Origin of the sequence: uncultured Enorma sp. (assembly GCA_905210055.1) — a bacterium.
Classification (GTDB): Bacteria; Actinomycetota; Coriobacteriia; order Coriobacteriales; family Coriobacteriaceae; genus Enorma.
This window is the reverse complement of sequence record CAJLVH010000073.1, coordinates 1-8652: the sequence shown is the minus strand read 5'-3', so window position 1 is coordinate 8652 and position 8652 is coordinate 1. Positions and strand designations below refer to the sequence as shown.

Below are 8652 nucleotides of genomic sequence, written 5' to 3'. Positions count from 1 at the left end.
CTCGCCGATGCGGACCTGGTGGTGGCGACCTGCGGCGACGTGCCCACGCTCGAGGCGCTTGCGGCGACCGACCTGCTGCGCGAGCTCGGCATCAAGGTGTGGTTCGTGAACGTCGTCGATCTGCTCAAGATCCAGAATGCGTGCGAGAACGACCGCGCCATCAGCGATGAGCGCTTTGCCGAGTTCTTCGGCGCGGGCGAGAAGCCGGTGCTCTTCTGCTTCCATGCCTATGCGGGCACCATTCGGCGCTTGGTGTGGGATCGTCCCGGTCACGACGCGTGGCGCGTGCACGGCTACGAGGAGAAGGGCTCCACGACCACACCGTTTGACATGCTGCGGCTGAACAACATGGATCGCTGGGAGCTCGCGGCCGACGCGTTGCGGCTGGCGGGGGCGCGCCGCGGCGATGCGGGCGCGTTCGCTGAACAGATCGCTACGTGGGAGACGTTCCGCGAGGAGGCGTTCCAGTTCGCGGTTGACGAGGGGTTCGATCACCCGGCGTTCACGGATTGGGTGTGGCCAGAGGCGGCAGAGCAGGGCGATACAGACGGTGCGCTCTCCGCGACGCAGCTGACTGCCGGCGACAACGAATAGGCATACCAAATACGGCGGAGACGTTGCCCGTCCTAGCTGGCAGGGCACCGTCTCCGCTTCCGCTCCGCCAGAATGACTCATTTGGGGACGGGTGCGAAACGCGTTCCCAAATGACCTTGTTACAGTCTGTAATACGTATTACACTAGAGCTGTTTCCAATACTACCAGGAGAAGGAGGCACTCATGTCCGATCTCGTTTCCGCGCGCATCGCCCCGGAGATTCGCCGACAGGGCAACAAGGTGCTTGCGCAGTTGGGGTCTACGCCGAGTGAGCTCATCCGCAGCGCGTATGAATACGTTATAGCAAAACGGCAGCTTCCGCAGGTAGAGCCCGGTGAAGAGAATCGAAGCGATGCCATGCCCGACGCGGCATCGCTCGACGCACTTGTGGCCTCCATCGCGCAGTCGACGGTGGGCGTGCCGTCATCCGCGTGGGACGCGATCGACGGCGGCGACTACAAGGCGTATATCGCGGCGGCGCGTGAGGCGGACTATGAAGCTCTTGCTTGATACCTGCGTGCTCATCGATTATTTCGGCCGCCGAGAACCGTTCTTTGAGGCATGCAACTCGCTGCGCATCGCGGAATGGTACGGGGAGTTCGAGCTCTGGGCTTCGGCGAAGTCGTTTACCGACGTGTTTTACGTGCTATCGCGTCATATCCCGGCTGCCGATATCCAACAGGCATTTTGCGCGTCAGCATCGTTTCTGCACGTCGTTTCGATAGACGGAGACGATGTCCTTAACGCTGCGCGAGCGTCATGGGACGATTTTGAGGACTGCTTGGTGTACCAGGCGGCGAAGAAGATCGGTGCAGACTGCGTCGTCACGCGCGACAAGGGTGGTTTCTCCCGGTCGCGCATTTCCACGATGACGCCCGATGAAGTCGGTGGTTGGCTACGTCGAGAGCGCCGCCGTGCATACGCTTCGGTAAGCATCACGCGTGAGATGGTCGAAAAGGTGCGCGCGAGGTGCGGTACCGAGAGCTGAAACGTTCAGCGCGATAAACGGTAGGCACGTTTGGTCTCTGTGCGGGGAGCGTTCGGCGCACGCAAGAATCCAAAATGCTCAAAACGATGATCTCGGTACCAGGTACTGTGGCCGTCCTTGAAGGCCTACTCTCGATGTCCGCCGCGGTTGGCTTCGCGGCCTTGACCGGCGCGGTTGCGACCGTGGGCGTTGCCGCCGCGCTTGTTGGAGCCGCGGGTCTTGCCTGCGTTTCCGTCGCCGCGTCTGCCTGGAGATACATTGAGTCCTGGGCTTAGGTTATCGTTTCGCTTGGCATGCGGGCGCGTGGGGCGGATGAGGCACTTCGGACCAAAGCCAATAAGATCGGTGCGTCCGGCCTTCTGTAGAGCTTCGCGCACCAGATCGTAGTTCTCGGGTTTGCGATACTGAATAAGCGCGCGTTGAAGCGCCTTCTCGTGCGCGGCTTTCGGCACGTAGACGGGATCCATGGTGCGTGGATCGACGCCGGTGTAGTACATGCAGGTCGACATCGTGGAAGGCGTGGGGTAGAAATCCTGCACCTGCTCGGGCATGTAGCCCATATCGCGCACGTATTCGGCAAGTTCCACGGCCTCCTTGAGCGTCGAACCCGGATGGCTCGACATGAGGTACGGCACGAGGTACTGCTTCTTGCCGAGCTGCTTGTTCATGCGTCGGTATTCGTCCACGAAGCGGTCGTACACGGCGCGGCTCGGCTTGCCCATGACGGAAAGCACGGCGTCGCTCACGTGTTCCGGTGCCACTTTGAGCTGGCCGGAAACGTGATACTCGCAAAGTTCACGCAGGAAGGTCTGCTTGGGGTCGGGGTCGGCGAGGAGGTAGTCGAAGCGGATGCCGCTGCGCACGAAGACCTTCTTCACGCCGGGAAGCGCGCGCAGCTCGCGCAGCAGCTGCACGTAATCCTTGTGCGAGACGTCCATTTGCCGGCACACGCTCGGCCACAGGCAGCGCTTGTTCGTGCAGGCGCCGCGCGTGAGCTGCTTCTTGCAGGCAGGCTGGCGGAAATTCGCCGTGGGGCCGCCCACGTCGTTGATATAGCCCTTGAAGTCGGGTTCCTCGGTAATGCGCTTCGCCTCTGCCAGCAGCGATTCATGGCTGCGCGTCTGCACGATGCGCCCCTGATGGAACGTGAGCGCGCAGAAGCTGCACTCGCCGAAGCACCCGCGGTTCGAGATGAGCGACATCTTGACCTCTTTGAGCGCGGGAATGCCGCCGGCGGCTTCGTAATCCGGGTGGTAGCAGCGCGTGTAGGGCAGGTCGTGCGCTTCGTCGAACTCCGCTTGCGAAAGCGGGCGCGCGGGCGGGTTCTGCACCACGAACACGTTGTGCGGGTAGGGTTCCACGAGGCGCTTTCCGCTGAAGGGATCCATGTTTTGATGCTGCGTGTTGAAGCTTTGTGCGTAGACGAGCGGGTCGGCGGAAAGCTCATCCCAGCTGGGCAGCTCCACGGCGTCGTAGGCGTCGTCGAGCGAGCGCGTGCGCCACACCGTCCCGTCGATATAGGTGATCTGGCTTATGGGAAGGCCAGCATCGAGTGCCTCGGCAAGCTCGATGATCGGCCGTTCGCCCATGCCGTAGATGATCATGTCTGCGCCGGAGTCGAGCAGCACGGAGCGCTTGAGACGGTCTTGCCAATAGTCGTAGTGTGCAAGGCGTCTCAGGCTCGCTTCGATGCCGCCAAGCACGATGGGCGTCTCCTTGAACACGCGGCGGATGAGGTTGCCGTAGACGATGGTCGCGTGATCCGGTCGCGCCCCGGTGGCGCCGCCGGGGGTGTAGGCGTCGGTGCGGCGACGGTGCTTCGACACGCTGTAGTGGTTCACCATGGAATCCATGTTGCCGGCGGATACGAGGAATGCGAGCCGCGGTTCGCCAAGTGCAGCGATGCTTTCCGGGTCGCGCCAGTCGGGTTGCGCGATGACGCCCACGCGGTAGCCGTGCGCCTCGAGCAGGCGGCAGATGATGGCTTGGCCGAAACTCGGGTGGTCGACGTACGCGTCGCCGCAGATGTAGACGAAGTCGCACTGTTCCCAGCCGCGCGCCTCCATGTCTGCACGGGTTACGGGCAAGAAGTCCGCCCGCGTGAGGCCGAGCGCGGAGGGGCCGGCCGGATCGCGATGGGGGCGGGAAGGGCGGGCGTCGCGGCTCGCGGCCTTTGCTGGGTGCTTGTGCTTATGGGGTGATGCCACGGGTGGTATCCGTTTCAATGAGGGGTGTATCGTTAGTACGCTATCTATATAGCGCCATACATTGCCATTATGACGGGAGAACGCGGGGGCGCTACAGTAATTGCATCAGCAACATTCGCCCGGCCTCATTAAAACAGCGGTATCTCTCCGGCGAGGAAGGCATCCAAAGGAGCATTGCGCGCACCTACGACGATCGGTCGGGCAGTTTTGTAGAGCTTGCAGAACTCGCCGATGCCGCTTTTCTTGATGCGTCCGCTTTTAACCTCGATAGCTATCATGTCATCTCCGCGTTTGAGCACGAAATCGACTTCGAGATTGCCCTCACGCCACCAATAGAGCTCAAAGTTCTCCAGCTGGGAGCGCGCGATGAGCGTGGAGCCGACGGCCGTTTCGACAAGGTGACCGCGGAGAGCAGGATCGTGCAAGAGGTTTCCGCTCCCTCTCCAAGAGGCGGTCATGAGTGACGGGTCGTGCACCATGAGTCGCGGAGAGCTTGCGCGTGAAACAACTTGCTTGCCGTGATATTTCTGTAAGCCAGACATGATGCCGGCACCCTCGAGTAACGTGAGATAGTGCTTGACGGTGTCGGTATTTCCCTTGTCGTCGAGCTGACCTAAGATTTTCCGATAGGAAAGCTCTTGTGCGGAGTACTGAGCACCAAGATCGAACAGAGCCCGCATAAGGGCGGGTTTCCTTACGTGCTCCATTTGTAAGATGTCGCGCGAGATGGTCGTCTCGATAATCGAATCACGCATATACGAGCGCCAGCGAAGTTCGTCTTGGCAGAGGCTTGCAGCACCCGGATACCCGCCGAAGTGCAGATAGTCATCGAGTGTATAGCCGAAAGCATCATGCATTTCAGAAAACGACCAATGGGTAGAGCGCAACAGCTCGAAGCGGCCTGCGAGTGACTCCGTAAGCCCTTCGGCGAGCAATAGGGAGGACGAGCCAGAAAGCACGACTGTCAGAGGAGTGCCGTTCCAGCTGTCTTCGTCCCAGAGCGCCTTGACCGTGTTGGACCACTCGGGGACCTTCTGAATCTCATCCAGAACGAGTATTGCCTGTCCTCGCATTGCTGCGTTGCGGGCTTGCCTCCACTCGACTTCGATCCATGCAGGAGATTGTTCCGATGCATCTGCCGATGCCACGTGATAGGGTAGGCCGACTTGCTGCAGCGCCTGTTGAATGGCGGTTGTCTTGCCTGTTTGACGGGGCCCCATGACGATTTGCATGAAGTGTCTTGGCTCACGCAAGCGCTTTGCCAGCCGATAGGACAACTCTCTCTGGTACATATGCGCAGCCTTTCTCGTGGCTTGTCCCTCGCAATTATAATAGATATACCTATCATTTTTGATAGGTATATCTATCAAAAATGATAGGTATTCATTGCGAAGACGCCCGCCGAAGACGCGGTCACGAGCCGTCAGGCTGTTTTGCGCCTAGTGGCCGCGCCTCACTGGAACTGAAAGCTCGTATACGCTGGCGCGAGACCCTCGGACACGTACAGCGCCGTCTCGTGTGTTGCCTCGTCGGAGGCGGTGAGGAAGAGCTCGCGGGTACCCGGGCGCAACATGGGGTGCGTGGTCAGCAGCATGCGGCCTTCAGCGCGTTCGGGGATGAGGATCTGCCTCACCGGTACGCCCATAGCGTTGAAGACAAGATAGCGCCCCTGCCTGAACAGCGCGACGTAGAGATTCCCCTCGCTATCGACACTACAAGAATCCGGCCCTTCCCAGCCGCAGAAATAGTAGGCGACAGAGGACGAGCTGAACGGGATGCTCACGTGGTCGGTACCAAGCTTCACCGCGTGCAGCTTGTTCGCACCGTGTTCCGTAACCCAGAGCATGTCGCCAGCGGGCGAGAGCGCCACGCCGTTTGCCCCGTTGAGACCCTTGAGTACGGGCTTTACATGCTCGAACATCGGGTCGACGTAGTACACGCCGCCGTTGGGGTTGGCGGTGGAGCCGGCAAGATCCGTGAAGTAGAAGCCGCCTTCGCTATCGAACACGAGGTCGTCGATGATATAGCCGCCTCCCTGAGCAACGGTTGCGAGGTCTTCTCCTTCCGGCGAGAGCACGAGTACCTTGCCGCCTTCGTTGGAATCTGCGCAGGCTACGAACAGACGCCCATCGCGGTGGATCTTAAGCGCGCACGGTCGTACGTCGCCGCCAAGCTCTTTGAATACACGCAGGTGCATCGTTTTCATATCGAGCTTATAGATGCGCCCGGTCTGGATGGCGGTGAAGAACAGATCGCCCGCACGGTCGAAACACAGCCCCTCAAGGTCGCCGTTGGCGGTTCCTACGGTGAGGAACCGTTCTGCGGTGAGCGTTTCGAGTGCTTGCTCGGCGGGCGGAATGGCGGCAAGGAGATTCTTATGATGGTCAGTCAACTGAGGGGCTCCAATCATGGCTCGGGCATGCCTCTTCCAGGTACCGCTCACGGCGGGTGGTGGGGCAACGCGGTGTGGACAAAGAAAATGCCCCCGCGCGCTTCCGTCATGGGGAAAGGAGCTTGATGACGGATGGCCGTGTGGAGAAGCGGCCGGAAAGCGCACGGGGGCTATGAGATGGGGTGGGAGATGACCCCTTCGGAAAACTCGAACTAGTTCTTCGGATGCGCGAGCGGCTCGCCCTTAAGGATGTTCTCGACCTCGGTGAGCGCGATGGCAAGCGAAAGCGCAGCAAGGTTGCTGCAGTTGCCCGCGCGATGCGGGGTGAGCGTCACGTTGTCGAGCGCGAGAATCGGGTGACCCTCGGGGATGGGCTCCTCGGTGAACACGTCGAGAGCGGCACCGCCGATCTTGTGCGCGGCGAGCGCCTCAACGAGCGCGTCCATATCGACAAGGCCGGCGCGCGCAGTGTTCACGAAGAACGCGTGCGGCTTCATCTTGGCGATCATCTCGGCGCTCACGAGACCTTCGGTGTCCTTCGTGAGGCGCGCGTGCACGGACACGAAGTCGGAGACCTCCATGAGCTCGTCGAGTTCAACCTTGCGGGCACCTTCCTGCTCGAAGACCTCATCGGGCAGGAACGGATCGTAGGCAACGATGTTGCAGCCGAAAGCGTGAAGCTTCTCAGCAACGCGGCGACCGATGATGCCAAAGCCGATGATACCGACGGTCTGGCCCTTAAGGCTCTTGATGTAGCCAACGTTCGGCGCGGTGTCGAGCCACTTGCCGCCGTTAGCGGTGATGCTCATGCGCGCGATGTTGCGGGACTCGGCGATCATCATGCCGACGGTGTAATCGGAGACGGGCTCGACGAGACGGCCGGGAGAGACGGTGACCTTGACGCCTGCCTCGGTGGCGGCCTCGAGGTTCACGTTCTCGGCACCAGAACGCGTGACGGCGATGAGCTTGAGCTTCTTAGCAGCCTTGATGGTTTCGGCGTTCACCGGAGCGAAGTTCACGATGAGGACGTCGGCATCCTCGATCTCGGCGAGGAGCTCGGGGATGGTGGGGAACGCCTCAGGGCCTTCCTTCTCGACCTTGGAGGCGTAGAGCGAGAACTCGTGGCGCGAAAGGCCCTTCTGGCCTTCGACGTAGGCGATCTCGGCGCCGAACGGAGCGAGACGCGCGAACTCGTTCTGAGCGTCTTCGGCCTGAACCTTCTCAAGCGTCATCGAGGCGTCGGTGAGCATGACTACCTTGCAATCTGCCATGATTACTCCCATCTAAGGAACGGTTTTGAACGGGATGGGCGTCCACTGCGGGGTGCTGCAGCGGACGCGGATAGTGCATTAGCCCTCGTACATGGCGGCGAGCATGCCGCAGAGGTTGGGGTCGACGAGCTGGAAGGCCTCGACGACCGCCTTCGCCAGATCTTCCCCGGCGAGCGTGTCGCGCGTGGCGAGCAGCTCGACGAGCATGGGCATATTGATGCCGGCGATCGCCGCGAACTTGCGTGTGCGCGCACACGACATGATGGTGTTGAACGGGGTGCCGCCGAAGATGTCGACGCAGACGAACACGTTGCCATCGTATTTGTCGACAAGCGCGAGGAACTACTCCTCGTACTCCTCGGGGTTATCGCCCTCACGCAGAGCGAGCGCCTCGAGGCCGTCGACGTTGCCGTAGACCATCTTCACAGACTCGACGAGCCCTTCGCACATGGGGCCGTGCGAGAGGACGAGGATCGCAGGGGCGTTTGCCATGATGTTCCCCCTTACGCCTTACCGACCTGGCCGACGAGCTCCATGTGACGGATGAGCTCGGCCTTGTAGGCGTCAGAGATCATCTTGTAGCCAAGGTTGGCGCGGGTGAGCTCGCCCACGTGCTCGGCAAGGTTCTGCATGCCAGCGCTGAAGAGCGACGTACCCACGTTGACCTTCGTGATGCCCTCGCGGGTGGCGCGGGCGAGGTTGTCATCGCCGGAGCCGGAGCCGCCGTGCAGAACCAGCGGAACCTCGACAGCGTTGTAGAGCTCATGCAGACGGTCGAAGTCGAGATGGGGCACGTAGCCAGCCGGATACTTGCCATGAGCGGTGCCGATGGCGACGGCGAGGGAGCGAATGCCGGTCTGCTGGACGAAGTATTCTGCTTCAGCAGGATCGGTGAAGGTGGCTTCGCGTTCGCTGACGGTGACGTTGTCTTCGGTGCCGCCGATCTTGCCGAGCTCTGCTTCAACGGAGATGCCGAGTGGGCGGGCGACGCTGAGAATCTGATTGGTGACGGCGATGTTTTCTTCCAGCGGATGCTTGGACCAGTCGATCATGACGGAGGTGAAGCCGTTACCGATGCACTGGATGACCTGGTCAAAGCTGGTGCCGTGGTCGAGATGCAGCGCCACTGGCACGGTGGAGGCTTCGGCGGCGGTCTTGACGAGGGAAACGATGTAGTTCAGCCCGGCGTATTTGATCGCG

Annotated in this window: 9 protein-coding genes and 1 pseudogene; 3 read left to right on the top strand and 7 right to left on the bottom strand. The window is 61.1% G+C overall.

Annotated features, from left to right (window positions below; translation table 11 throughout):
* The 3 genes and pseudogenes from QZ079_RS05870 to QZ079_RS05860 all read left to right on the top strand — a co-directional run.
* Positions 1–594: pseudogene (locus tag QZ079_RS05870) on the top strand (phosphoketolase); the annotation flags it as partial.
* Between the two features lie 183 nt (positions 595–777).
* The gene (locus QZ079_RS05865) at positions 778–1104 is read left to right on the top strand and encodes a type II toxin-antitoxin system RelB/DinJ family antitoxin (protein ID WP_019239324.1); all 327 of its coding nucleotides are present in this window, start codon (positions 778–780) and stop codon (positions 1102–1104) included.
* The gene (locus QZ079_RS05860) at positions 1088–1582 is read left to right on the top strand and encodes a PIN domain-containing protein (protein WP_297036308.1); all 495 of its coding nucleotides are present in this window, start codon (positions 1088–1090) and stop codon (positions 1580–1582) included. Before QZ079_RS05865 ends, QZ079_RS05860 begins: the two co-directional genes overlap by 17 nt.
* 125 nt (positions 1583–1707) lie before the next feature.
* Here QZ079_RS05860 and QZ079_RS05855 read toward each other — a convergent pair whose 3' ends face one another.
* The 7 genes from QZ079_RS05855 to QZ079_RS05825 all read right to left on the bottom strand — a co-directional run.
* Positions 1708–3789 carry a YgiQ family radical SAM protein gene (locus QZ079_RS05855; protein WP_297036305.1) on the bottom strand — a complete coding sequence of 694 codons (2082 nt, stop codon included), beginning with the start codon at positions 3787–3789 and terminating at the stop codon, positions 1708–1710.
* A gap of 128 nt (positions 3790–3917) precedes the next feature.
* A complete protein-coding gene (locus tag QZ079_RS05850) occupies positions 3918–5081 on the bottom strand; it encodes an ATP-binding protein (RefSeq protein WP_297036303.1) in 1164 nt (387 codons plus the stop codon).
* Positions 5082–5242: 161 nt separating this feature from the next.
* Positions 5243–6181, bottom strand: a complete 939-nt coding sequence (locus QZ079_RS05845) for an SMP-30/gluconolactonase/LRE family protein (RefSeq protein ID WP_297036300.1) — start codon at positions 6179–6181, stop codon at positions 5243–5245.
* A gap of 212 nt (positions 6182–6393) precedes the next feature.
* A complete protein-coding gene (locus tag QZ079_RS05840) occupies positions 6394–7452 on the bottom strand; it encodes a 2-hydroxyacid dehydrogenase (protein WP_297036297.1) in 1059 nt (352 codons plus the stop codon).
* A 78-nt stretch (positions 7453–7530) separates the two neighbouring features.
* Positions 7531–7761, bottom strand: a complete 231-nt coding sequence (locus QZ079_RS05835; RefSeq protein WP_297036294.1) for a PTS sugar transporter subunit IIA — start codon at positions 7759–7761, stop codon at positions 7531–7533.
* Positions 7762–7794: 33 nt separating this feature from the next.
* Positions 7795–7944: a hypothetical protein gene (locus tag QZ079_RS05830; protein ID WP_297036291.1), complete on the bottom strand. Its 150-nt coding sequence runs from the start codon at positions 7942–7944 to the stop codon at positions 7795–7797.
* Between the two features lie 11 nt (positions 7945–7955).
* A partial coding sequence (locus tag QZ079_RS05825; RefSeq protein WP_297036289.1) for a class II fructose-bisphosphate aldolase occupies positions 7956–8652 on the bottom strand: 697 nt, incomplete at its 5' end.

Coding starts and splice junctions, on each gene's coding strand:
- QZ079_RS05860 (WP_297036308.1), top strand. CDS start 1,088: ATGAAGCTCTTGCTTGATACCTGCGTGCTCATCGATTATTTCGGCCGC.
- QZ079_RS05830 (WP_297036291.1), bottom strand. CDS start 7,944: ATGGCAAACGCCCCTGCGATCCTCGTCCTCTCGCACGGCCCCATGTGC.
- QZ079_RS05850 (WP_297036303.1), bottom strand. CDS start 5,081: ATGTACCAGAGAGAGTTGTCCTATCGGCTGGCAAAGCGCTTGCGTGAG.
- QZ079_RS05840 (WP_297036297.1), bottom strand. CDS start 7,452: ATGGCAGATTGCAAGGTAGTCATGCTCACCGACGCCTCGATGACGCTT.
- QZ079_RS05865 (WP_019239324.1), top strand. CDS start 778: ATGTCCGATCTCGTTTCCGCGCGCATCGCCCCGGAGATTCGCCGACAG.